This is a genomic window from Halomonas sp. 3A7M (assembly GCF_014897875.1).
Lineage (GTDB): Bacteria > Pseudomonadota > Gammaproteobacteria > Pseudomonadales > Halomonadaceae > Vreelandella.
On record NZ_JABUZD010000050.1, the window covers coordinates 42,226 to 65,416 of the forward strand.

The window sequence follows — 23,191 nt, forward strand, 5'->3', positions numbered from 1 at the left end:
TGAATGTCGCAGATAGACGCCTTGCCATTGCCACCCCGTCAATATGGGCATTTAAACTCAGTACTGATATGTTTAAGTGCCGCTATGTTAGGAGCCTCTTGGCTACTGGGTCTTGTTAGCGTCGCGCCTAATAGAATTGTAGCGGGTACATCTTATGGCTTAGTACATGCGATTGGGTGGCCCGGTGCGCTGCTTGTTTCCTTGCTATTTATCGCTATGGGCGGCTTGGCTATTAAGCCAAGCCGTCTTCATAGCTATGCTCAGCTCTGTATCATTACCCTGACACTCTTATTGATGCCATTCGGGCTTATGGTAGCAGGCCACTGGCTGATTGATCCCACTCTGCCGCAAGCGCGTTTAGGTATTGGTGCTGCCTATTGGGTCGTGCTTTTTTTACTTTTATTGTGCCTAGTGGAAGTGCGTTTACGTTTGGGGTTGTCGCGCTTATGGACCACCCTATTGCTCTGCAGCGTGGGGGGAGCGTGGCTGCTTTGTGCCGCCTTATGGCTTGAAAATTTAGCCCTTGTTCAGGAGTTTCAAGCGCGCGACCAGCAATTTTATCGTGCCATGCTGCAACATGTGGTACTGGTCGGCATAGCGGTGAGCGTTAGTATCGTAGTTGGTTTAGTGCTCGCTATGCTAATGCGACGTTACCAACGTCTACAACGAATAGCGTTTGCATGGCTGAACTTCCTGCAAACGATTCCGAGCTTGGCTCTGTTTGGTCTACTGCTGGCTCCGCTTGCTTGGCTAGCTGCTAACGTACCTGTTTTAGCCCAGTTGGGGGTTAGCGGTATCGGCGCCACCCCCGCATTGATGGCGCTCATTGCCTATAGCCTGTTACCCATGGTGCGCAATACTTATATTGCGCTTGATGAAGTCGACCCTGAAACCTTAGATGCTGCTAAGGCGATGGGTATGCGTCCGTATCAGCGCTTCTGGCAGGTAAGATTTCCTTTGGCGCTGCCAATACTATTAGAAGGCGTGCGAATCACCGCTGTTCAAGCGATTGGATTAACGGCCGTTGCTGCGTTGATTGGGGCGGGTGGGCTTGGCACGTTCATTTTTCAGGGGTTGGGCCAAGCGGCTATGGACATGGTGTTGCTTGGCGCGCTGCCTATTTTAGTCTTGGCACTTATTGTAGATGCTAGTTTGGGGGCGTTAGCCGACGCGCTTCGCCCCGGAGGACATAAATGATAGAGCTTTCCCATGTGTCGAAGCACTTTGGCGAAGACACAGCGGTAGACGACATATCCTTACACGTCGCGAAAGGAAAGTTCTGTGCGCTGGTAGGGTCGTCAGGCTGCGGAAAATCAACGACGCTACGTATGATAAATCGTTTGATTGAGCATAGTAGCGGCGACATTATCATCGACGGACAGGCAATAGGCCACTATGACCCGGTTAAGCTTCGCCGCCGTATCGGCTATGCGATCCAGAGTACTGGCCTGTTTCCCCATTGGACGGTAGCGCACAACATTGGGCTGGTACCGCGTTTGCTAAAATGGCCTGCCGCTGATGTTAAAGCACGCGTCGAAGAGTTAATGCGTCTATTAGGCCTTCCCACGGAAGAGTTTGCCCATAAGTATCCTCACCAGCTCTCTGGCGGCCAGGCGCAGCGGGTAGGCGTTGCGCGCGCATTGGCGGCAGATCCTGATATTTTGCTGATGGATGAGCCTTTTGGAGCGCTAGACCCGATTACTCGGGAAAAGCTTCAGGACGAGCTGGCAAAGCTTCAAGCGCGGCTGCATAAAACCGTGGTGTTCGTGACTCACGATATGGATGAAGCGCTCAAACTGGCAGATCATTTAGTCGTTATGCGCGAAGGGCGTATTGTGCAGCAGGGGTCACCGCTAGCGCTGCTTCAAGCCCCCGCCGAACCGTTTGTTGAGTCGCTATTGGGAGGGTTGGAGCGTGGTTTAAAGCAGGCTGCCTTAACACGCGTCAAAGATCACATGTCATCGCTTGGGCAGACACTGCCTGCCCAGTCGCGTATTCCGGGGGAGTTTTCACTGCGCCAAGCGCTTTCAATGATGCTGCGTGACCACTGCGATAGGCTGACGGTTGTCGACCAGCATGATATGCCGATTGGTGAGTTATCGCTGCGCAAAGTGGTCAAAGAGGCCCAGTTAGACAGGGTAAGTCACCGTGACGCGTGATCGTAACCGGGGTGAATCATCAATTGCAGTCGGCCCGCGCTGGCTATGGCCTATTGGTTGGGCACTCTTGCTGCTGATAGGGGTATTGGGTATCTCGGCGTTAGAGCCTGTATTTCGTTGGCTGGAGCCCGACGCCCGTCAGGTGATTTATGCCCGCGCTGATTTTGCTTCTCTGCTGGCAAGGCACGTGTTTGTTGTTGGAATCGCAGCTGTCATTACGATATGTCTAGGCGTATTGGCCGGCATCGCAGTCACTCGCCAATGGGGACGAGACTTCTTACCCCTTGTCGGGCAGTTGGCTTCACTGGGTCAGACATTTCCTCCTGTGGCAGTGCTTGCCCTGGCGGTTCCTGTATTGGGTTTTGGAACATTGCCGATTATCGTGGCGCTAATGCTCTATGGCTTATTGCCGATTGTGCGAAACACGCTTGCCGGGCTGCAGGATGTAGATGCGAGTCTTAAACAGGCGGCGTTTGCCATGGGGATGACCCCTTGGCAGGTATTAACTCGCGTTGAGCTTCCATTAGCCACACCAGTAATTCTGGCCGGTATCCGAACATCGGTAACCATTAATATTGCCACAGCGGCTATAGGGGCAACGGTAGGCGCCAGTAACTTAGGCGACCCGATCATAGCAGGTATCGTGAATGGCAATATGGCGTATGTTTTACAAGGTGCGCTGTTGATCGCGTTACTCGCGTTGACCGTCGATAGTCTATTTGATGCGTTGCAACAACAGCTGCGCACTCGTCTATCTGCGTCTTAAGTTGTATCCCTAAAAGTAGCAGACTGCGTTACTGTCCTTGTGTTGCGTTGATCGAGGTGACACTAACCTCGACAAGCTTGACCTATGCTAGATAAATCCACTGGCAAAAACGGTCAACACCAACAACACTGCCCTCAAAAGGGGTAATACAAGGATAATAAGCATGACAAACTACGTACATCAGCCGCTCTTTATGACCGGCGACGAATTCTCAATGGCTACCTTCAGCCTGCTCGACCCAGAGGGCGAGCTTTACGAAGGTGCTAAAGAGCCAGACCTACCGCGTGATCATGCCAGACGGCTCTATCAAGCCATGCTGGCCACCCGTATCCTAGATGAGCGCATGATGGCTGCCCAACGCCAGGGGCGGCTCAGTTTCTATATGCAAAGCACGGGTGAAGAAGCCGCCGTTGTTGGCGCCGCTGCTGCGCTAGACGATGCCGATATGATCATGGCGCAATACCGCGAACAAGGCGCCTTAATGTACCGCGGGTTCTCCATTGACGAGTTTATGAATCAGCTGTTTGGCAACGAGCTCGACTACGGTAAAGGCCGCCAAATGCCGATTCATTATGGATCACGCAAGCTGCACTACATGACCATTTCTTCTCCGCTTGCAACGCAAATCCCCCAGGCGACAGGCTACGCATACGGTCAGAAATTAGCGGGTGATGGGCATTGCACCTTAACGTTTTTCGGTGAGGGTGCGGCATCAGAAGGTGATTTCCACGCCGCGCTGAATATGGCGTCAGTCCATCAAGTACCGGTGATTTTTTTCTGCCGCAATAATGGCTATGCCATTTCGACGCCGTCAACCGAGCAGTTTGCAGCGGATGGCATTGCCCCAAGGGCATTTGGCTATCATATGCATGTGATACGCGTTGACGGGAACGATGCACTGGCAGTTTATGAAGCGACACGCCAAGCGCGTCAGATTGCCGTTGAACAAAACAAGCCGGTGCTGATTGAAGCCATGTCTTACCGTCTTGCTGCTCACTCCTCTTCGGATGACCCATCCGGCTATCGTGCCAAAAGTGAAGAAGAAGCATGGCGGTTAAAAGACCCCATACTGCGCATGCAGAAATGGCTGCTGAAAAAAGGCTGGTGGAGCGAGGAGGAGGAAACTAGTCAGCAGGAAACGTTGCGCCGCGAAGTGCTGGATACCTTGAAACGGGCAGAAAAGCGTTCACCCCCACCGCTGGAGTCGCTGATTACTGATGTCTATGCCGACATAACCCCTGAGTTACAGCGTCAATTTGATCAGCTTAAGCGCCATATTCGCCGCTATCCAGAGGCCTACCCGCGTGGAGCGCGGTCGCTAGACCTTGAGGTGAATACGTCCACAGATTCCCAGGGGGAGGCATAACATGCCCACAATGAACATGCTCCAGGCGATCAACAATGCGCTTGATATCGCCATGGCTGAAGATGACAAAGTTATCTGTTTTGGTGAAGATGTTGGCGTTTTTGGCGGCGTATTCCGTGCTACCAGCCATTTACAGGAAAAATATGGTAAATCGCGCTGCTTTAACACGCCGTTGGTAGAACAAGGCATCATTGGTTTTGCCAATGGGCTGGCTGCTCAAGGCTCAGTGCCCGTTGCTGAAATACAGTTTGCCGACTACATCTTTCCCGCTTTTGACCAAATCGTTAATGAGTCTGCGAAATTCCGCTACCGTTCGGGGGATTTATTCAATGTGGGGGGATTAACCATCCGCACGCCCTATGGCGGTGGTATCGCGGGGGGGCTCTATCATTCGCAGTCACCAGAGGCTTACTTTACACATACGCCCGGTTTAAAAGTCGTTGTGCCGCGCAATCCCTACCAAGCGAAAGGGCTACTGCTCGCTTCCATTCGCGATCCAGATCCGGTGCTTTTTTTAGAACCCAAGCGTCTCTATCGTGCCTCGGTGGGTGAGGTGCCCCAAGAAGATTATCAGCTTCCTATTGGTGAAGCGGAGGTCATTAAAGAGGGGACTGATATAACGCTGGTGGGCTGGGGCGCGCAAATGGAAGTCATCGGCAAAGCCGTTGAGCTTGCTGAAGAGCAAGGCATTGCCTGTGAAGTGATTGATCTGCGTACGTTGTTGCCATGGGATGCGGATACTGTCGTTGAGTCTGTTCTAAAAACAGGACGTTTGATCGTCAGCCATGAAGCGCCGTTAACAGGTGGCTTTGCGGGTGAAATCGCCGCGACGATCCAAGAGCGCTGTTTTCTCTATCTTGAATCGCCGATTACTCGGATAACGGGGCTAGATACACCTTTCCCGCTAGTGCTGGAAAAAGAGTATTTGCCCGACCATCTGAAAATTTTTGAAGCGATTCGCGAAAGCGTTAACTTTTAGCGCCAGGGAGAAAAATAATGAGCGATTTCATGCTGCCGGATATCGGCGAAGGCATTGTTGAATGTGAAGTGGTGGAGTGGCGCGTTGCGGAGGGTGATCGGATTGAGGAAGATCAGCCGATTGTCGAGGTGATGACCGATAAAGCGCTCGTGGAAATTACCGCTCCCGAAGCAGGCGTGGTCACCAAACTTTATGTTGCCCAAGGAAAAATTGCCAAAGTACACGCACCGCTTTATGCCTACCAAGCAGAAAATGACACGCAAGAAGCCGGCGCGACGGAACAGGCTAACGAGCCTCAATCACCTGTCGCTGACGCTGACAGTGGCTCAGCCAAGGCAGTTGAGCAAGCCGCTGTGGCATCCAGTACCTGCAGCCTTAGTACGAGCAGCGGCAAAATACCTGCTAGCCCAGCCGTGCGACGTCTCGTTCGTGAACATCAACTTGAGTTAACTGCCATTGCTGGCAGTGGTAAAGATGGCCGGGTATTAAAAGAAGACGTGCTGGCGCACCTGAATCAACCTTCTGCTGCCCCTAGCCAAGCACCATCGCAAGTCACCCAAGGAACACAGTTGCCTCGCGTCGAACCGCTTCGCGGTGTGCGCGCGGTGATGGCGAAAAGAATGGTTGAGGCAGCCAGCTCCATCCCGCATTTTCACTATGGCGAAGAGATCGATGTGACCGATCTGCTGGCGCTGCGCGAGCGTCTAAAGCCACGGGTAGAGGCGCTTGGTGAGCGGTTAACACTTATGCCCTTTTTCATGAAAGCTATGGCACTGGCGGTTACTGAGGCGCCGATCATCAATGCCCAACTAAACGCGGAAGCCAACGAACTGCACTACTACGAACAGTGCAATATCGGCATGGCGGTGGATAGCAAAGCCGGTTTGCTGGTGCCCAATGTTAAAGGTGTTGAGCGTTTAACGCTGCTAGACATTGCTCGTGAAGTGGGGCGTTTAACCGTTGCGGCCCGCGAAGGGCGTGTCGATCAGGCTGATCTCAAAGGTGGCACCATTAGTATTTCTAACATTGGTGCGTTGGGCGGAACCTATGCCGCGCCGATTATCAATGCGCCGGAAGCGGCGATAGTGGCGATTGGTAAAACCCAATGGTTACCGCGCTTCGACGAGCAAGGAGAAGTTCAGCGGCGAGCCATTATGACCATCACCTGGGCAGGCGATCACCGCTTTATTGATGGTGGTACCATCGCCAGGTTCTGCAATGCTTGGAAAGGCTATTTGGAAGCGCCTGAAACCATGCTGCTGCACTTGGGCTAAGGTTGCTAGGCATTGCATGGCAAGAGGTTAAATAGCCCGAAGTTGGTTGGCAAGGAATGAGAAATGTCTCAGGCACCGCTCCAGCAGTTTTATATACCGGAAGAGCAGTCGGTATATCTACTTAGCCACCATGATGCCCGTAAGCTGAAAGACTGGGTAGCACTGTGTCAGGCACAGCTCGCCCAGTTGGGCTACACGGGGATTGAGCTGGTGGGTAAAGGTGCCTATGGCTTTGTATTTGCGGGCAGCGCGCAACACCAAGATGTGCCTGCCCACTACGTGTTTAAATTCTCACGTATTACGCTACCGACTCATTTACAAGAACGCCTTGAAGAAGAGGCGTTTATGCTTGATCAGGTTTCCCATCCCCGCATACCAAAGCTGGTGGCTTACCAACGCTCCCGAGGCCAGTCAATTCTGGTGATGGAGCGTGCGCCTGGTTGGAACCTGGAACAGGTGTCACTGAAAGAAGGCCGTCTCTCTCCACGATTAGTGGTGAGCATTGCCAACCAGTTGGCCGATATTCTTTCTGCACTGCGCCGCGAAACGGGGCCCAATGCACGTCCCGTTGTGCATGGCGACATCAAGCCGTCAAATTTGGTATTTGATCCAGATACCGAGTCCATCGCATTGATTGACTGGGGATCGTCCGTGTTTGCCCAGTTAGATGAAAAGCTCCAATTTGTCGGGGCAAACGTGATGGAATTAATGTCCGACAACCTGCAGCAAACCAACGCCCGACTGGGCGATGTCTACTTTATTGGTGAAGAGCAGCTAAATGGAGCGCTATCATCGCCTCGTTTCGATGAGCAAGGGGCCGCAGGCACGCTATATGCATTAGCTTCTGCGCAATCTTGCCGCTTTGGTCATCGTGCCATTCCCGCTAGCTCGCTGGGGCTACCTTTGGAGTTTGCCCGCACCTTGGACGGCATGCTGGATCCCGACCCACACATACACCATAAAGCAGGGGATCACTATTTACAGGCGATGTCCCGCATGGCCAAAGTGGTGATGTTAGATTTACCTACGCCAACACAAACACCGTTAGTGCCTGTTTGGGGCCGTGCGGCGCACCAAGAGATTGATACGGTCGTTTACAGCTCTCGGAAGGCGTTTCTGCGCGAAGCGAACGCGGAAGAGACACTTAATGATGTTAATGATGTGCAGTTAGACCGCTATTACAAGCAATTTATGCAGGGCATGGGGGAAACCGAAAAGGCGTTTTTGGCCTCGGTGAGTCGCTTAGGAAAATACCCGGTTGTCGGTGGTTTAGCAGTACGCTGGGAGCGAGAGGGCGTCTATATAGACTCCTCACTTAACCTACACGATCCCGCGTTAAAGCCAGCGTTCATTCAAGCCGTTAACAATATGGTGCACTTGGCGCGAGCCATCCATCGCCAAGGGGTGTTTAAAAGCTGTTTGTTTAATGCCCGCCAAACGCTGCATTTAGAGCGCGCGAGTGCGGAAGAGCCTTTTCATTGTGATCCTGACACCACGATTGACTACGAGCTGAGCGCAGTTCCAGAAATGGAAGACCTCACTCGCCAGCATAGCTACTTTGAAGACGGCCCTGATCCAGAAGAGCTACTGGTCCTGCCTGACACCATTATGCACATACTGCAACGGCTGAATGAGATTCATCACACCGGCATGATTATCTTTGAGTCACTACCAAAGCATCTTAAAATCCATAGCTATTATCGGCTACTGGACCCTAGCCGGGAAGCCGAGTTTCGGGCTTTGCTGGCGCAGATGTTGGCGTCTGTAAGCCAGATCGAGGGGTTAGGCGTGTCCGGCTTTATGAAAATGCCTTACAAAGACACGCGATTTTTTACCCATTTAGAGTGCCAGCCTGAACATTTTTATCCTAAAGACCCGCGTGATTTTTTAAGAAAGACGCCGTCAATCGGCGGTTCTCAGACTGCTTGATTGCGCCGCGACCCATGCTGAAAGCTGCTCAGCTAGCGCATCACTGGCCGCGCCAAACGCATTGACGACGTCCGGAATCTCTGGACTATCCGCGCGGGTGCGGATAACAAAACTAGTCGCAGCTAGTGGTTTTCGGTGTTGTGTATTCACAAGCTGGACATCTAATTGAAGGTGAATACTGGGTGGGGAAGTGTCGTACTCACTTTGGAAATGGCGCAGTTCGCTGAGTAGCAACACATCGTGGGGCAGTCGGTCGCTACTTACACCAGTGAATAGTTGGCGCTGCTGCAGGTCAGAAATTAAGCGCGCTTGAAGCATTTCTGGGGCGTCTTCATGCCAGCGTACGCCCTCATACACATTGACTACATTGCCTTCTGGGTAGACCACAATACGGTTGCTGTTAAGCAAGTGGCCTGCCCCTGGGGTAGCAATGCCCAGTCTTACGGGGAGGGTGGCAGCCGTGTGTTCAGACTGCGTGGCAGACGATGGCAGCCGATAGAGCGTTGCGGGATTACTTTCGGGCAGTATTGAACAACCGGCGCTTAATACAAGCGCCGCTAATGTGACGATGCTAAACGTAAAGCGCAAGCTCATGGACGAAACTCCTCTACCTGATCTCGGCCCAGGAAGAAGTCTGTGGGACTCTCTTCAAGCTGGCGAGTAATACGCTCAAGATTAGTTAGTGTAGAACGTAGGGCTGAAAGTGCGGGAGCAATGTCTTGTGCCCCCTGCAGCGTACTGTCGACAGCACCGGCATTGTCGTTAACGAGCTGTTCAATTCGTTGCGCGGCGCTGGCCACATCACGACTGGCGCTTTCAGCACTTTGCATCATTTGCTGGCCATCTTGACGCAATAGCTGTGTCGCCTCTTGGCTGAGGGTATCGATGCTTTCAAGGGTCGTTGTGGCTTGGCGTGACACTTCGCCGAACAGTGCCATATTTTGATCAAGCGCTGTTTGTTGCGAGGCGATCATCTCTGTGATCTGCGCAATACTCGTCAAAATAGTGCCGGCTTGTTCACGATTGCCGTCATTAAATAGTTCATTAACGTTTATCAGAATAGAGTTAATGTTTTGAATCATTGTTTCGCCTTCATCAAATAGCGTGGCGATCGGTGAAGGGTCTGCGTTGATAAACGGTGCCATGCTGTCCGTTTGGTTTACTAGGCGGGGGCTTTCTGGGGTGCCTCCATACAGCTGAACCGACATGCTGCCGGTAATGCTGGCAAAGGCTAACTTTGCTCGGGTATCTGTTTTGACGGGGGTGTCTTCATAGACTCGCACACTGGCAATAACTTGGCGTGGGTCGTCAGGGTTCAGTGTCAGCTCGGTAACATCGCCAACTTCAATGCCGTTGTACTGCACCTTACTGCCAATTGATAAACCACTAACACTGCGCTCAAACAGAATCCGGTAAGGTTGATAGTTACGCTCTCCGGCGGCATAGCTCATCCATAGCGCAAACAGCAGCGCTGCCGCGGCGGTGCCCAGTGTGAACAAACCTATCAAAACGTGATGCGCGCGGGTTTCCATGTGCAGTCACTCCTGGACGTTTGCGTTATTTGAAAAGGCGGTATGAGCACGCTGAGCGGCTCGACCACGCGGGCCGTGAAAGTAGTCTTGAATCCATTCATCGTCGGTATCCGCCACTTTATCGATGGTATCCACCACCAGCACACGTTTCTGTGAGAGTACCGCGACCCGATCGCAGGCAGCGTAGAGCGTATCCAGGTCATGGGTAACCAGAAATACGCTGAATCCCAGCGCATCGCGAAGGGTGACCAGCAACTGATCGAAGGCCGCCGCGCCAATAGGGTCAAGCCCAGCTGTGGGCTCATCAAGAAACAGGATGTCAGGATCAAGCGCTAAGGCACGGGCAAGGGCAGCGCGCTTGACCATGCCGCCAGACAGCGACTCAGGAAACTGCAGCGCGGCCTGTGGCGGAAGCCCGACTAACGCTAGCTTGACCCTGGCAAGATGCTCGGCGTCTTCACGGGGTAGCCTGGCATGCTCAATGAGCGGTAGGGCAATATTCTCCTGCAGGTTCAACGAGCTGAACAGTGCACCGCGCTGAAACAGCACGCCAAAGCGTCGCTCTATTTGACTGCGCTGTGCCTCGTTAAGCTCGTTAAGCGTTGTGCCGAGGACTTCAACCGTGCCGTCATTGGGTCGTTTCAAACCGACGATGCTGCGTAACAGCACTGATTTGCCGGTACCAGAACCGCCTACAACGCCGAGGATTTCCCCGCGTTCAAGGGTCAGATCTAAATTTTCGTGAACCACATGAGTGCCAAAGCGGTTCACCAAGCCTCGAACCTTAATAACCGGTAAGTCATTTTGCTCTGTCGGTTTATCTGAATTGATCACCAGCCCATCTCCATAAAGAATAGCGCGGCGACGGCATCAATTAGAATCACCATAAAAATCGATTGAACGACACTTGAAGTGGTGTGTTCTCCCACCGACTGCGCGCTACCGCTGACCTTAAAGCCTTCCAGGCAGCCGATTACGGCGATCACGAAGGCAAACACCGGGGCTTTGCTTAGTCCTACCAAAAAGTGTGTTACCGATACGTCTTTTTGCAGCGTGGCCATAAACTGGGTAAGTGAAATATCCAGTGACAGAGAGGTGACCATGGCGCCGCCCGCTAAGCCGCTGAGCATACCTACAAAGGCGAGCATGGGCAGGCTAATTAACATCGCCATTACCCGTGGGAGCACCAAAAGCTCGATAGGATCAAGCCCCTGAGCCTGCAGGGCATCTATCTCTTCATTGGATTTCATGGCGCCAATTTGGGCGGTAAAGGCACTGGCGGTTCGTCCGGCGAGTAGGATCGCAGCAAGCAGAACGCCGAACTCTCGCAAGAATGAGAACGCCACAAGATCGATGGTATAAATCGTGGCGCCAAAATCCTGCAAAACGGTAGCGCCAAGGAAAGCCACGACGGCGCCCACCATAAAGGTGAGTAGCGCGACGATGGGGACAGCATTAAGGCCGCTCTGCTGGATATGGGCCACGGTGGCCGTTAAGCGCCAGTGGTGTGGCCGCAATATCAGTTGGAAGAGGGTGGCCACGACGAGACCAATAAAGGCCAACAGCTGGCGCTGCTGGGACCAAAGCCCCACCATGTGTTGACCCACGCTGGCAAGCGCTTGGCTAATGCGCGAATAGGAAGGAGGATCAACGTCCAGTGGTGCTTCCATGGCTTCGGCAATACGCACCAGCAACGCCTGCTGCTCTTTCGGCAGTTCTGCTGCCCAATCCGCTACCGTCTGTGCTTTCTGAACGCCAATCAGCTCCACAATGAGTATGGCACCGGCGGTATCAAGGCGAGTTATTGCGTCTAGTGAAACCGTCGCATCCGTTGGCTTGCCAAGCTCAGTGTGAGTTTCACTGTGCTGAAGCGCCGCTTTGATAAGGCGATAATTGGCAAGCGTCCACTCGCCTTTAAGGGTGACTGTTTGATCATCACACGCTATCCACTCGCTTGGCATCCCCACTCCTTGGCGCTCTTGGTATCGATGCACTTGTTTAGAAGTCTATGATGCATTCAAACGAGCGTTAGTTAAAGGTGCTTTGTAAGCTTAAGAAAACATGCTTATGAAAGTTCACGCCAAGCGGCGTAAGTGCTAAGAAAAACGCGCCCGGTCAGGGCCTCTAAAAAATCACTCTTTTTGAGCTGGTCCATAACGGGACCCTTCACCTCGGACAGGTGAAGTTTTACATCGGAGTCTTTTAAGCGCGCATTGATCGCATCCAGGCTCTCGAGTGCTGATGCATCAATTAAATTAACGGCTGAACAGATAAGAACGACGTGCTCCAGCTCAGGATAGCTGGCAACTAAATTATAAACGGTATCTTCAAGGTAGCGGGCGTTCGCAAAATAGAGACTTTCGTCGATTCGCAGTAACGCCACATTACTGACGGTTTCAACATCGTGGCGTTCGGTATTTCGAAAGTGCTCGGTGTCCGGCACCCGGCCAACCAATGCGCTATGGGGGCGGCTGGTGCGATACAAGAATAACGCGATAGAAAGACTAACACCGCCGATAATGCCTGCTTCGATACCTTCAACTAGGGTTACCAGGATGGTGACGGCCATCGCGGCGAAGTCACTGCGAGAATAGCGCCACGTTTGGCGCAACATGGGGATATCGACCAGGGTTAAAATAGACACGGTAATTGTCGCGGCCAACGTAGCAATCGGCAGGTAGTAGAGCCAGCCAGTAAACGCCATCGTTATCAACGCTATTCCCAGTGCTGCAAAGGCTCCGGCTGCGGGTGTTTGTGCCCCAGCATCATAGTTGATGACCGTGCGCGAAAGGCCACCGGTGACCGGCATGCCGCTGGTAAACCCTGCGGCTAGATTAGCGGCGCCTAAGCCAATCAGTTCCTGGTTAGGGGAGATACGTTGGCGCCGTTTTGCTGCCAACATTTGTCCCATGGAAACAGACTCGACAAACCCCACCAAACTAATCAGTAGCGCAGGGATGAACAGGGCGCGCCATAGTGACGTATCTCCCCAGGGAAAACTTAGCGCAGGTAGCCCACTGGGAATAGCGCCGACAATGGCAACGCCTTGGTCGGCCAACTGCCAATGCCAAGCAGCCAGCGTGGTAATAATCACCGCAAAGACAGGACCCGCCTTGGTGATTAACTCGGCGAGCGCTCTAGGCAAACCAATAGCACTAAGGCTCTGCTTACCAAAACGCCGCATCATAACGAGAAAAAACAGTGTTCCAGCACCGATTACAAGCGTATAGGGGTTAAAGGTGGGGAGATTAGGTAAGAGGGTTATCACACGCTCTACCAGCGTAAAGCCACTGCTGGAGATACCCAATAGGCTTCCCAGTTGACTAACGGCAATCAGAATTCCCGATGCGGTTAAAAAGCCCGAGATAACCGGATGACTTAAAAAATTGCTAAAAAAGCCCATTTTAAGGGCACCCATCGCGACCAATATACCGCCAGAAAGTAATGAAAGTACCAGCGCAGCTTGTAAATAGTCGGGGCTGCCGGGCGTTGTTACAGAGGAGAGTGCAGCGCCCGTCATTAATGCAATGATGGCCACCGGCCCTACGGCAAGGGTGCGGCTTGTGCCTAAAAAGGTATATAGAAGTTGCGGCAAAATACTGGCATATAGGCCCACTACCGCAGGCAAGCCAGCAAGTAGGGCATAGGCTAATGACTGCGGAATCACCATTACGGTTACGATGAGTCCCGCTAATACATCGGCACCTAACAGGCGCTTATGGTAGTGGGGTAGCCATGTAAGAATAGGAAAATAGCGCTTGAACATAAGCTCCTGGCGTCAGCTTTGTTTTTTAAACCCCAACCACTGGTGAGTCCGTCAGTTTAACGTGTTGTGTGGGCAGTGATGGCCTTTGCTTTCAAACAAAAGCATGTTCTGACCCGAAAGTGCTACTTCATTCATTAGCATAACCCGTTAAGCTGACTGCAAAGTGGCTAATCGCTCCTTCTTTATTTTTATTGATTGACTGCTCAATAACGTCAAATAAAGAAGAGTACCCCACATGCGACTACTTTGGCTATTAGTGCCCTTGGCAGTGCTAGGTGTTTCTGTTTGGATGATGACTGAATCTGGTGCTTTTCCCTATGTCGCGCTACTGTTGGCAACGGGGGCTGGTGCAGGTTTAATGCTCGTAACGATGATGTTGGTTTACTCAGCTGATCAAGTGCGTTTGACGAAACCCATTCACGGTTTCAAGCCCATTCGCGACTATGGTGCGCTTCGCGCGATGGCCTATCGGTTGATGAACCGAGCAAGTAGCACTGCAATCGCCTCGGCAGAAGTTTCTCATTACACTGATCTTACGGCGCAACGCCTTACTAACAGGAAACCATGGCGAGTGACGCGTCATCGAGTATGAACGCTATTAATGCCGCCATCATGCAAGTGAGTGCCAGTGCTAGCCATGTCGCTGCTTACCCATAACGCAGCCGTTAGCCGCGAGCCCACCGGTGATTACGATCACGATCTCAAGTATTGCCGCAGCAAACGCATTTTTGATGATCCGACGGGCAGTCGTTGCGGCGCCCATGAGAAACCGTTGCTGCTACAAACCTATAAGCGTGACACTGGCGAAATCATGCACGATCTTTCGGTTCCCATTTACATTAATGGTAAGCACTGGGGAGGCTTTCGCGTGGGCTACCAGCCTGAAAAGGCAAATGACACCAGTGCAGTGGTGATTGAAAAACCAGTGGAAGAATTAGCCTCAGGAAGCCACCTGCTGGCGCGGGCGTGATTGCCAAGAGGACCAGGAATATAGCGCTAAGCTCGCCCAGATCATCACAAAGGTCGCTAACTGGATGAGCCCTAGAGGCTCGCCAAAGATGATGATTGCAATCAAAAACTGAATGCTGGGATTGATATACATCAGAAACCCTAGCGTTGCCAGCCGTAAGCGTCGTGCAGCCCCAGCAAAGGCCATCAAGGGCAGGGCAGTTAACACACCGCTAATTATTAGCAGGGTGCTCATCGGCACATTAAGAATAAAGTGAGACTCCCCCTGCCAACTGAGCCAAGTGAGCGCTATTAGTGCTAGTGGGAATAGCAACAGCGTCTCTACAAACAGGCCTGAAAGCCCATCAAGAGGCACTTGCTTGCGGAATAATCCGTAGCTACCAAAGCTGAGTGCTAGCAACAGGCTGATCCAGGGCAGTTCACCCAGCATCACAAACTGGATTGCAATCGCTAAACTTGCCAAACCAAGAGCAACCAGCTGGAGGCGAGCCATTACTTCGCGTAGCACCAGTACGCCCAAGGCAATGTTTACCAGCGGCGTTAGAAAGTAGCCTAAACTGGCTTGTAATACCTGCTTGCTTTCAACAGCATAGATATAGAGGCCCCAATTAAAGGCAATCAGTAATGCGCAAGCGAGTACGCGCCCCAAGCGCTTAGGCTCAACAAGTGCGCTAACCACTGGCGTCCATCGGCGCAGTATGCTGATTAGCCCGACCAGGAAAAGGCACGACCACAAAATCCGATGTATCAGGATCTCAAATGCGGGAATGCCATCAAACAGAGCGAAAAATAGTGGGAAGCAGCCCCACATAATGTAGGCCGTTAAGCCAAACATAACGCCCTTGACCGCTTCAGGGTCCCTTGGTGCGGGTGGAAACATAGCAGCCTCACTAATTAAAAATGCTAATCTAGCACATAATTGACGAACACACTGATGCAAAGGAGACATGGCATGAGTCAACTGAAAACGAGCTTAGTGCAGTGCGATTTGCGCTGGGAAGATCCTCAGGCCAACCATGCGCATCTTGAGCGGCTATTAGGCGAATTAGATAGCCGCGATACCGATTTAATTGTGTTGCCAGAGATGTTTGCTACGGGTTTCACCATGAATTCACGGGAAATGGCCCAGCCCATGAACGCGAGCCAGAGCGTTGCCTGGTTACAGGCGCAGGCCAAGGCGAGAGGCTGTGTAATGACCGGCAGCGTGGCAATTGTCGATGAAGGGCAATACTTCAACCGTATGGTATGGGCTACCCCCAGCGGTGACTTGCAGTACTACGATAAACGCCATTTATTTCGTATGGCCGGAGAGCATGAACGCTATGGTATGGGCAATGGCCGGAAGATCGTTGAACTGAAAGGTTTCAGGCTGCTATTGAGCGTATGCTATGACCTGAGGTTTCCCGTTTGGATGCGCCAGCAGCCAGCAGAGGGCGAACATTTCGAGTATGATGCCGCGCTGTGTGTGGCGAACTGGCCTGCACCCCGGCGTCACCCATGGCGCACTCTTTTACAAGCGCGTGCAGTTGAAAACCTAGTTTACGTAGTGGGTGTCAACCGCGTCGGTGAAGATGCCAAAGGACTCGCCTATAGCGGCGATTCCATGCTGGTCGATTTCAAAGGGGAACCGCTGATCGACCACCCTGCAAACTCTCCGTTTATTGAAACGGGGACGCTAAATAAAACGGACCTAGATGCTTTTCGAGAAAAATTTCCTGCCTGGCAAGATGCCGACCGCTTTTCGCTTCTGCCAGGAGTGGGTCAATAATGCGCCTTGATCGCTTTTTGAGTGAAACAACCCCGTTGACGCGCAGCCTAGCAAAGCGTGCGTTAAAAAATGGCGAGGTGACCCTGAATGGCGAGCCCATCAAGCAGTCGGCGACCCAAATTGACACCCAGAACGACGAAGTAAAGTTCAATGGTGAGACGCTAGCGCTGGTTGGGTTGCGTTACCTGATGATGCATAAGCCGCTGGAAGTAGAGTGCACTGCCCGCCGTGGGCTTTACCCAAGGGTGATTGACCTCATTGATCTACCCAAAGTAGAGCGACTGCAGCCGGTAGGGCGGTTGGATGTAGATACCACCGGCTTGTTATTGCTCACTGATGATGGCCAATGGTCCCATCGTGTCACCTCGCCGCGCCATCGCTGTGCCAAGGTATACATTGCAGAGTTGGCGGAGCCTATGGAAGGTAGCGCCGCTGAGTGGGCCATTAACCAAGTAGAGGAAGGACTTCTACTGGATGGTGAAGAAACGCCAACGCAACCTGCCGTGCTGAGGTTTATTACTCCTCAGCAAGCGGAATTGACCATTACTGAAGGGCGCTATCATCAAGTGAAGCGCATGTTTGCAGCCCTAGGCAATCACGTCAATGCGCTTCATCGCCGTTCGATTGGCGATGTGGTCTTGCCAGATGACCTAGCACCTGGTGAATGGCGGGAGCTAACGCCTGAAGAAATTGCCAGCTTCTAAACACACTTAGCGTCACTGCTAGTGGATAAAACGCCCCGGTCAGCACATACCCGTGCCAAAGGCCGGGGCGTTTTTATTATGAGCAATGAGTTTTTATACCGTTATCTTGCTTCTGCGTTCATGCGTGGCCAGCTTGGAAAGTGCCGAGACGAACGTTCATGTTAACCAGGTAGCTAGTGCAAGTGGGCAGCTTCTATCAATGCTTTGGTATAGGGATGCTGCGGGGCGGCGAGCACTTCAAGGCAATCCCCTTGTTCTACTACGTTGCCATCTTTTAGCACCATAATGCGGTGGGCCATAGCGCGCACCACGGCAAGATCATGGCTGATAAACAGGTAGCTTAGTTGGCGGCGTGCCTGAAGTTCGCGCAGCAGCGTGACCAGCTGTTTTTGTACTGTTCGATCTAACGCTGAGGTTGGTTCGTCCAGTACCAGTAGCTCAGGTTCTAGGATAATTGCCCGTGCCACCGCTATGCGCTGGCGCTGTCCCCCCGAAAACTCATGAGGGTAACGGGCAGCACAGCTTTCCGGCAGACCCACTTCTCGCAGCGTACGATGCACGCGTTCGGTGACTTCTGCATTGGTCAAGTTAGGGTAATGAAACTGCAGGCCTTCACTGACAATATCAAATACCGGCATGCGCGGAGAAAGCGCTCCGTAAGGATCTTGAAAAACCATTTGTAGCCGGTGGCGCTGGCGTCGAAGCGTGTCGCCAGAGAGCTGACTCAACGTGGCATTGCCCAGTATCACCTCACCTTGGCTAGCGACTAATCGCATAACCGCTGACGCCAGCGTCGTTTTTCCAGAGCCTGATTCGCCAACAATGCCCAGCGTTTCGCCAGGAGCGATGGTTAGGTCGGTGGCTTTCAGGGCCTCAAAAGCGGGTGGCTGGCGCTGAAAAAGTCCTGTCCTCGGGCGCTTGAAACTCACGCTAAGCTGGCGTGTGGTCAAAAGCGGCGTGGTATCGGCAGGTTCAGCAGGCCGGCCTTCTGGTTCGGCGGCAATGAGGGCTTTGGTGTAGTCGCTTTGGGGATTAATAAATACATCGGCAACGCTACCGGTTTCCTGAATTTTCCCTTGATACATGACACATATCCGGTCTGCATGGCGGCGTACCAAGTTTAAGTCGTGACTGATAAATAGCACGCCCATGCCGTGATGATCGCGAAGTTCTTTCAGCAGGGCTAAAATCTCTTGCTGAACGGTCACATCGAGCGCTGTCGTTGGCTCATCCGCAATCAGCAGTGCCGGATTATTGGCAATGGCCATGGCGATCATTACCCGCTGGCGCTGGCCGCCAGAAAGTTGATGTGGCCAGGCATCAAGCAGTTCATCAGGACGCGGTAGTTTGACTTGTTCTAACAGTGCCTTGGCCCGTGTACGTGCAGCCTGACCGCTGAGGCCCTGGTGTAAACGAAGGGTTTCGCCTATTTGCTTGCCAATGCGGTGAAGCGGGTTGAGCGACGTCATCGGCTCTTGGAAAATAAATCCCACCTGATTACCGCGTATACCATTCCAATCACGTTTGCCTAGTTGATTAAGGTCGGTCTCTTCTAACCAGCGCTGACCACTTACCTTAGCGTTGTCAGGCAGTAAATTAATCGCGCCCAGGGCAGAGACCGACTTGCCTGAGCCAGATTCCCCCACGATAGCGAGCGTTTCGCCCGCATTGACAGTGAGAGAGAGGGAATCGACAACGACGTTGCCATCGAAGGAAACACAAAACTCGCTTAAGCGCAGTAGTGGTTGGGCATTGTTTGCGTGACTAGGCATGCTTGGTTTCCTGGGCCGGTGACTGATGCTGCTTCACATGTCGTGGGTCGAAGGCATCGCGAAGTCCTTCACCAATAAACACCAGTAGTGAGAGCATAATGGCAAGCGTCATAAACGCGGTGATGCCAAGCCATGGAGCATGCAGGTTATTTTTGCCTTGTGCCGCTAGTTCACCAAGTGAAGGCGCGCCAGGTGGCAGACCAAAGCCTAAAAAGTCCAGCGCGGTGAGCGTGCCAATGGCACCAGTGAACAGGAAGGGGATAAACGTCAGGGTGGCTACCATCGCGTTAGGTAACACGTGGCGCCACATAATCAGCCGAGAAGGGAGCCCCATGGCCTTCGCTGCACGCACGTACTCGAGATTGCGTGCACGCAAAAACTCGGCGCGTACGATATCAACCAGTCCCAGCCACGAAAACAACAGCATGATGCCAAGTAGCCACCAGAAACCGGGCTGCACAAAGCTAGCCAATATAATCAGCAGAAATAGCACCGGTAACCCAGACCAGATTTCTGTGATGCGCTGTCCGATGAGGTCTACTTTGCCGCCAAAATAACCCTGCACACCGCCCGCCACCACTCCTAGGACCAAGGAGCCTGCGGTGAGCGCCAGAGCAAAGGCAACCGATAGTCGAAACCCGTAAATGACTCGCGCTAATACATCACGCCCTTGATCATCGGTACCCAGCCAATGGCGCCTATCTGGCGGTGCAGGCGAAGGTCGTGTCATCAGCATATCGAGGGTTTGATAGGAGTAGGGAATAATCGGCCATAGCGCCCAACCGTGGTCGCTAATTTGCTGTTGGACAAAGGGGTCTAAGTAGTCGGTACGGGTGGGTAAGAAACCACCGAATTCGGTTTCTGGATAATCGACCAGTAGCGGTACATACCACTGCCCGTCATATTTCATTACGAGAGGCTTGTCGTTGGCGATGAGTTCAGCAAATAGGCTGACAATAAACAGAACGCCAAATAGCCACAGCGATACTCGGGCGCGGCGATTGGCTTTAAATGCTGCTAGGCGACGCAGCGTAATCGGCGAAAGACGCGAGCTGATAAATGTCATGTTTATGACTCCCTCGACGCAAAATCAATGCGTGGGTCTACCCACACATAGGTCAAGTCGGATACTAGCTTTAGCAGCAGCCCGATTACCGTATACAGGAATAGCGTTCCGAAAATGACGGGGTAGTCTCGCTGCATTACTGCCTCAAAGCCTAATAAGCCGAGGCCATCCAAAGAGAAAATCACCTCGATGAGCAGTGCGCCGGTAAAGAAAATGCCAATCATTGCAGAGGGCAACCCAGCAATGATGATCAGCATGGCGTTACGGAAAACATGGCCATACAAAATACGCTGCTCGTCGGCACCTTTGGCCCGGGCTGTCAGTACGTACTGCTTATGAATTTCATCCAAAAAGCTGTTTTTAGTCAGCATGGTGAGCGTGGCAAAACTGCCAATCGCGGCAGCCAGTACCGGTAGGGTGATATGCCAGAAGTAGTCTTTAATCTTGCCCCATGTGGATAGCTCGGAGAAATCGGGTGATGTTAAGCCGCGTAGAGGAAACCAATCCAGGTAAGTGCCACCAGCAAACACGACAATAAGAAGAATGGCGAACAAAAAGCCAGGGATGGCATAGCCTACGATCACTAGGCCTGAGGTCCAGACATCAAAGTGAGAGCCGTGTCGTAGCGCTTTGCTGATGCCTAAAGGAATAGAAATGAGATAGACCAGCAGCGTTGTCCATAAGCCTAACGAAATAGACACGGGCAGGCGCTCGATCATCAGTTCAATCACCGGTCGATCACGAAAAAAACTGGTGCCGAAATCGAAGGTGAGATAGTCCACCATCATGCCGATAAACCGTTCATGAGCGGGTTTGTCAAAGCCAAATTGCTGCTCTAATTGCTCGATAAAGCGTGGATCGATTCCACGCGCGCCCCTAGAGTCATCATTAACTTGTACATCAGCGCCCCCCATATCCAGGCGTGTGCTTGCCATGGCGTCGGCCCCCTCAAAGCGGGCCAACATTTGATCAATGGGTCCCCCAGGGGCAGCCTGAACAATCATGAAGTTAAGCAGCATGATGCCGAACAGGGTCGGGATCATCAGTAGCAGTCGGCGTAAGGTATAACGTGCCACAGCGCGCTCCATGAGTAATTGGGGGCCAAAAGTTATTGCCGGTAAGCTGTTATAACTATGTTGAATGAATCTATGTTTGATAAATCTATGTTGGCTGAATCAGCGGCGTCGATGACGGCGTTGTAGTTCTGCTTCTCGATCGGTGTTTACCCACCAAGCGTCTAAATCCATGGCATAAGCTGGAAACGGTTCTGGGTAGCCAAATTTATCCCACACAGCAATCCGCGTTTCGCCTGAATGATAGTGCGGAATGACATAAAAGCCCCAGCGCAGCACGCGATCAAGCGCTTGTGTAATGGTATCTAGCGTTTCCCGGTCATCAGCACGAATCAGCTGCTCCACCAGCGCATCGACAGCAGGGTGGGCAAGGGCCATGCGATTACGACTTTGTGGTGCCTCTGCAGCAGCACTGGTCCAAAAATCGCGTTGTTCATTGCCAGGATTGTTAGACTGGGGGAAATGGCTGATGACCATGTCGTAATCGTAGCTGCGAACTCGGTTAAGGTATTGATTGATATCGACAATGCGTAGCGACGTTTGAACCCCAAGGCGTGCCATATTGCGTAGCATGGGTTGCACAACACGCTCCAGGCCAGAGTCGTAGAGCAGTACTTCCAGGGTAAGCGGTCGGCCTGTTTCACCGTGCACCAACACACCATCTTCTACGCGGTAGCCAGCGTCGCGCAGCAGGTCAAGCGCAAGCCGCAGGCGTTCACGCAGCTCTGTAGGGTGTTCAATGGGCAGCGGGTCGGTGAACAGTCGTTCTGAATGATGGGAGTCCATCAACACTTCACGAAAAGGTTCGAGTAGCGCAAGTTCTTCTTTTGATGGCGTTCCAGTAGCTTCCATTTCAGAATTTTGAAAAAAACTTTCCGTGCGCCGATAGGTGCCATAGAAAATATTGGTGTTGAGCCAGGGGAAATCAAACGTAAGGCTCAGTGCTTCTCGAACCTTTGGGTCCTGAAACTTCTCTTCGCGTAAGTTGAAGACAAACGCCTGCATCATGGAGGGGTTAACATCGGGCACGGTAATCCGCTTAATTAAGCCGTCTCGGTAGGCTGGAAAATTATCATAGCCAATGGCCCAAGTAGCAGCGCGTGCATCAGTCCTGAAGTCGGTAAGGCCTGCTTTGAAGGCTTCCCAGGCAATATCACGGTCGCGGTAGTACTCATAAACAACACGGTCGATGTTGTAGCGACCCACATTGACGGGCAAATTCTTACCCCAATAGTTGTCATCTCGCTGATAGACAATTCGCCGTCCAGGGTCTACCTCGCTAATGCGATAGGGACCTGACCCAGGGTGTGCATCCAGAGTCGGAGAGCTGAAGTCGCGGGGTTCCCAGTAGTGACGAGGTAAAATAGGCAGCTGGGCCACAATCAGTGGCAGCTCGCGTGATTCAGTGTCATTAAATTCAAAGCGCACTTGATGATCGTTTAAGGCGATAACGTGTTCGACACCGGCGTAATAGCTACTGTAGAAGGGGTTGCCTTGTTCACGCAGCAGGTTCAGTGAGAACACCACATCATAGGCCGTTACCGGCTCCCCGTCCTGGAAGCGAGCCTCTGGGCGCAAATCGAACTCTATCCACCGACGTTCCGGATCCAGGCGGACGCCTTCTGCCAGTAGCCCGTATAAGCTAAACGGCTCACCAGGATTACTGGCCATCAACGAGTCATAAATTTTAGAAATACCGGTAACCGGCGTGCCGCGAATAATAAACGGGTTGGTAGAGTCGAAACTGCCCCCCACGGCGGTATGGGTAATCGTTCCGCCCTTGGGGGCGGACGGATTAACATGGGGGAAGTAGGCAAAATCGGGAGGTAGCTCTGGGCTATTGTAGAGAGATAGCCCGTGCACGGTCTCAACGGGGGTAGAGGTGTTGTTTTCGGCGACGGTTTCAGAAGCCAACAGCGACAGGCTCAACAGCAAGCCGCTGGTTAACAAAAGTACTTTGGTAAACAACACACCGCGTGGCATTGGTAACTTCCTGTAGCAACGAAGGCTTAGAAACCGGGCTTAGAGCCTTAGACACAACTGCTGAGTCACAGTAGCGGCGCTAATA

20 protein-coding genes and 1 pseudogene are annotated in these 23,191 nt (G+C 52.5%); 11 read left to right on the plus strand and 10 right to left on the minus strand.

Annotated features, from left to right (window positions below; genetic code table 11):
* The first annotated feature begins 3 nt into the window (after positions 1-3).
* From INT19_RS03910 to INT19_RS03940, 7 genes are all read left to right on the plus strand, one after another.
* Positions 4-1,197: an ABC transporter permease gene (locus INT19_RS03910; RefSeq protein ID WP_193059789.1), complete on the plus strand. Its 1,194-nt coding sequence runs from the start codon at positions 4-6 to the stop codon at positions 1,195-1,197.
* The gene (locus tag INT19_RS03915; RefSeq protein ID WP_193059790.1) at positions 1,194-2,159 is read left to right on the plus strand and encodes an ABC transporter ATP-binding protein; all 966 of its coding nucleotides are present in this window, start codon (positions 1,194-1,196) and stop codon (positions 2,157-2,159) included. The genes INT19_RS03910 and INT19_RS03915 overlap by 4 nt, the downstream gene beginning before the upstream one ends.
* Positions 2,149-2,925: an ABC transporter permease gene (locus INT19_RS03920; RefSeq protein ID WP_319022025.1), complete on the plus strand. Its 777-nt coding sequence runs from the start codon at positions 2,149-2,151 to the stop codon at positions 2,923-2,925. The genes INT19_RS03915 and INT19_RS03920 overlap by 11 nt, the downstream gene beginning before the upstream one ends.
* Positions 2,926-3,088: 163 nt before the next feature.
* Positions 3,089-4,291 (plus strand): thiamine pyrophosphate-dependent dehydrogenase E1 component subunit alpha, encoded by a 1,203-nt coding sequence (locus INT19_RS03925; RefSeq protein ID WP_193059791.1) that lies wholly within the window; start codon positions 3,089-3,091, stop codon positions 4,289-4,291.
* Position 4,292: 1 nt separating this feature from the next.
* Entirely contained in the window at positions 4,293-5,270 is a 978-nt protein-coding gene (locus tag INT19_RS03930; protein ID WP_193059792.1) for an alpha-ketoacid dehydrogenase subunit beta, read from the plus strand.
* 17 nt (positions 5,271-5,287) lie between these two features.
* A complete protein-coding gene (locus INT19_RS03935) occupies positions 5,288-6,544 on the plus strand; it encodes a 2-oxo acid dehydrogenase subunit E2 (protein WP_193059793.1) in 1,257 nt (418 codons plus the stop codon).
* Between the two features lie 63 nt (positions 6,545-6,607).
* Positions 6,608-8,473 (plus strand): serine/threonine protein kinase, encoded by a 1,866-nt coding sequence (locus tag INT19_RS03940; RefSeq protein WP_193059794.1) that lies wholly within the window; start codon positions 6,608-6,610, stop codon positions 8,471-8,473.
* Here INT19_RS03940 and INT19_RS03945 read toward each other — a convergent pair.
* The 5 genes from INT19_RS03945 to INT19_RS03965 all read right to left on the minus strand — a co-directional run bounded on the left by INT19_RS03945 (position 8,447) and on the right by INT19_RS03965 (position 13,771).
* Entirely contained in the window at positions 8,447-9,067 is a 621-nt protein-coding gene (locus INT19_RS03945) for an ABC-type transport auxiliary lipoprotein family protein (RefSeq protein WP_193059795.1), read from the minus strand. The two genes, INT19_RS03940 and INT19_RS03945, sit on opposite strands and share 27 nt — an antisense overlap.
* On the minus strand, positions 9,064-10,005 hold the full coding sequence (locus INT19_RS03950) for an MlaD family protein (RefSeq protein WP_193059796.1): 942 nt from the start codon (positions 10,003-10,005) through the stop codon (positions 9,064-9,066). Before INT19_RS03950 ends, INT19_RS03945 begins: the two co-directional genes overlap by 4 nt.
* Positions 10,006-10,011: 6 nt before the next feature.
* The gene (locus tag INT19_RS03955; RefSeq protein ID WP_193059823.1) at positions 10,012-10,836 is read right to left on the minus strand and encodes an ABC transporter ATP-binding protein; all 825 of its coding nucleotides are present in this window, start codon (positions 10,834-10,836) and stop codon (positions 10,012-10,014) included.
* On the minus strand, positions 10,836-11,966 hold the full coding sequence (locus INT19_RS03960) for an MlaE family ABC transporter permease (protein ID WP_193059797.1): 1,131 nt from the start codon (positions 11,964-11,966) through the stop codon (positions 10,836-10,838). Before INT19_RS03960 ends, INT19_RS03955 begins: the two co-directional genes overlap by 1 nt.
* Before the next feature lie 104 nt (positions 11,967-12,070).
* The gene (locus INT19_RS03965) at positions 12,071-13,771 is read right to left on the minus strand and encodes a SulP family inorganic anion transporter (protein WP_193059798.1); all 1,701 of its coding nucleotides are present in this window, start codon (positions 13,769-13,771) and stop codon (positions 12,071-12,073) included.
* A 235-nt stretch (positions 13,772-14,006) separates the two neighbouring features.
* On the opposite strand from INT19_RS03965, the gene INT19_RS19360 reads away from it, so the two are divergent.
* Together INT19_RS19360 and INT19_RS19365 are read left to right on the plus strand one after the other, a co-directional pair.
* On the plus strand, positions 14,007-14,363 hold the full coding sequence (locus INT19_RS19360; RefSeq protein ID WP_226912391.1) for a hypothetical protein: 357 nt from the start codon (positions 14,007-14,009) through the stop codon (positions 14,361-14,363).
* A 57-nt stretch (positions 14,364-14,420) separates the two neighbouring features.
* A pseudogene (locus INT19_RS19365) lies at positions 14,421-14,741 on the plus strand (methyl-accepting chemotaxis protein); the annotation flags it as partial.
* Here the strand turns inward: INT19_RS19365 and rarD are convergent.
* Positions 14,712-15,620 carry an EamA family transporter RarD gene (gene rarD, locus INT19_RS03975; RefSeq protein WP_193059799.1) on the minus strand — a complete coding sequence of 303 codons (909 nt, stop codon included), beginning with the start codon at positions 15,618-15,620 and terminating at the stop codon, positions 14,712-14,714. The pseudogene INT19_RS19365 and the gene rarD overlap by 30 nt on opposite strands.
* Before the next feature lie 72 nt (positions 15,621-15,692).
* On the opposite strand from rarD, the gene INT19_RS03980 reads away from it, so the two are divergent.
* Together INT19_RS03980 and INT19_RS03985 are read left to right on the plus strand one after the other, a co-directional pair.
* Positions 15,693-16,508 (plus strand): amidohydrolase, encoded by an 816-nt coding sequence (locus INT19_RS03980; RefSeq protein ID WP_193059800.1) that lies wholly within the window; start codon positions 15,693-15,695, stop codon positions 16,506-16,508.
* Positions 16,508-17,212: a pseudouridine synthase gene (locus tag INT19_RS03985; protein WP_089038295.1), complete on the plus strand. Its 705-nt coding sequence runs from the start codon at positions 16,508-16,510 to the stop codon at positions 17,210-17,212. Before INT19_RS03980 ends, INT19_RS03985 begins: the two co-directional genes overlap by 1 nt.
* Positions 17,213-17,385: 173 nt before the next feature.
* On the opposite strand, the gene INT19_RS03990 is transcribed toward INT19_RS03985, so the two are convergent.
* The 4 genes from INT19_RS03990 to INT19_RS04005 form a co-directional block, all read right to left on the minus strand.
* On the minus strand, positions 17,386-18,984 hold the full coding sequence (locus INT19_RS03990; RefSeq protein WP_193059801.1) for an ABC transporter ATP-binding protein: 1,599 nt from the start codon (positions 18,982-18,984) through the stop codon (positions 17,386-17,388).
* The gene (locus INT19_RS03995; RefSeq protein ID WP_193059802.1) at positions 18,977-20,050 is read right to left on the minus strand and encodes an ABC transporter permease; all 1,074 of its coding nucleotides are present in this window, start codon (positions 20,048-20,050) and stop codon (positions 18,977-18,979) included. The genes INT19_RS03990 and INT19_RS03995 overlap by 8 nt, the downstream gene beginning before the upstream one ends.
* A gap of 2 nt (positions 20,051-20,052) precedes the next feature.
* Complete coding sequence (locus INT19_RS04000; protein ID WP_193059803.1) at positions 20,053-21,126, minus strand: microcin C ABC transporter permease YejB; 1,074 nt, start codon at positions 21,124-21,126, stop codon at positions 20,053-20,055.
* Positions 21,127-21,225: 99 nt separating this feature from the next.
* A complete protein-coding gene (locus INT19_RS04005) occupies positions 21,226-23,106 on the minus strand; it encodes an extracellular solute-binding protein (RefSeq protein ID WP_193059804.1) in 1,881 nt (626 codons plus the stop codon).
* Between the last annotated feature and the right edge of the window lie 85 nt (positions 23,107-23,191).

Bases quoted from the DNA above. Each gene is read 5' to 3' on its own strand.
- INT19_RS03910 (WP_193059789.1), top strand. From the start codon at position 4: ATGTCGCAGATAGACGCCTTGCCATTGCCACCCCGTCAATATGGGCAT.
- INT19_RS03915 (WP_193059790.1), top strand. From the start codon at position 1,194: ATGATAGAGCTTTCCCATGTGTCGAAGCACTTTGGCGAAGACACAGCG.
- INT19_RS03925 (WP_193059791.1), top strand. From the start codon at position 3,089: ATGACAAACTACGTACATCAGCCGCTCTTTATGACCGGCGACGAATTC.
- INT19_RS03930 (WP_193059792.1), top strand. From the start codon at position 4,293: ATGCCCACAATGAACATGCTCCAGGCGATCAACAATGCGCTTGATATC.
- INT19_RS03935 (WP_193059793.1), top strand. From the start codon at position 5,288: ATGAGCGATTTCATGCTGCCGGATATCGGCGAAGGCATTGTTGAATGT.
- INT19_RS03940 (WP_193059794.1), top strand. From the start codon at position 6,608: ATGTCTCAGGCACCGCTCCAGCAGTTTTATATACCGGAAGAGCAGTCG.
- INT19_RS03945 (WP_193059795.1), bottom strand. From the start codon at position 9,067: ATGAGCTTGCGCTTTACGTTTAGCATCGTCACATTAGCGGCGCTTGTA.
- INT19_RS03950 (WP_193059796.1), bottom strand. From the start codon at position 10,005: ATGGAAACCCGCGCGCATCACGTTTTGATAGGTTTGTTCACACTGGGC.
- INT19_RS03960 (WP_193059797.1), bottom strand. From the start codon at position 11,966: ATGCCAAGCGAGTGGATAGCGTGTGATGATCAAACAGTCACCCTTAAA.
- INT19_RS03965 (WP_193059798.1), bottom strand. From the start codon at position 13,771: ATGTTCAAGCGCTATTTTCCTATTCTTACATGGCTACCCCACTACCAT.
- INT19_RS19360 (WP_226912391.1), top strand. From the start codon at position 14,007: ATGCGACTACTTTGGCTATTAGTGCCCTTGGCAGTGCTAGGTGTTTCT.
- rarD (WP_193059799.1), bottom strand. From the start codon at position 15,620: ATGTTTCCACCCGCACCAAGGGACCCTGAAGCGGTCAAGGGCGTTATG.
- INT19_RS03980 (WP_193059800.1), top strand. From the start codon at position 15,693: ATGAGTCAACTGAAAACGAGCTTAGTGCAGTGCGATTTGCGCTGGGAA.
- INT19_RS03985 (WP_089038295.1), top strand. From the start codon at position 16,508: ATGCGCCTTGATCGCTTTTTGAGTGAAACAACCCCGTTGACGCGCAGC.
- INT19_RS03990 (WP_193059801.1), bottom strand. From the start codon at position 18,984: ATGCCTAGTCACGCAAACAATGCCCAACCACTACTGCGCTTAAGCGAG.
- INT19_RS03995 (WP_193059802.1), bottom strand. From the start codon at position 20,050: ATGACATTTATCAGCTCGCGTCTTTCGCCGATTACGCTGCGTCGCCTA.
- INT19_RS04005 (WP_193059804.1), bottom strand. From the start codon at position 23,106: ATGCCACGCGGTGTGTTGTTTACCAAAGTACTTTTGTTAACCAGCGGC.